The organism is Salinimicrobium oceani (genome assembly GCF_012037645.1).
In genome coordinates, this window is sequence record NZ_JAAVJR010000403.1 from 1 (window position 1) to 514 (window position 514).

The 514-nt window shown below is 41.4% G+C and carries 1 protein-coding gene; it reads right to left on the bottom strand.

Going from position 1 to position 514, the window contains the following annotated elements; all coding sequences use genetic code 11:
• Positions 1 to 514, bottom strand: a 514-nt coding sequence (gene galT, locus HC175_RS17405) for a galactose-1-phosphate uridylyltransferase (protein ID WP_168139563.1), incomplete at both ends; no start/stop codon positions are given.

The window sequence follows — 514 nt, forward strand, 5'->3', positions numbered from 1 at the left end:
GAGCGTAATAAGGGTGGGTAGAAGGACATGTGAAAATGCCATTCGGGATATTCATTGCCGTCGGTGGGCGCTTGATGAATTCCCGAAGAATATGGAAAGGAGATATTGAAAAGGTTATCATACATAATGGTTTGCTTTTTAATGATCTCTGCAAAAGCACGTTCTTCCTCTTCACTGAGCTGTCCGATATGTTGAAGCTGTTTTTTTGGAACGATCATCACCTCATAAGGCCATACTGCCCAATAGGGAACCAGAGACACAAAATGCTCGTTTTGCAAAAGTAATCTCTCTTGAAGTTCCAGCTCTTGCTGGATGTATTGTGTTAGCAAGCCTGATTTGTTATTGTCCCAATAATCTTTTTGGTGTCTGGTCTTCTTTAGTATTTCTGTTGGAATCGAAAACTGGGACCAGATCTGACCGTGTGGATGAGGGTTGCTACATCCCATAACATCTCCTTTGTTCTCAAAGATCTGCACGTAATTGATATCTCCCTTTTTTCCGAGTTCCAGATATT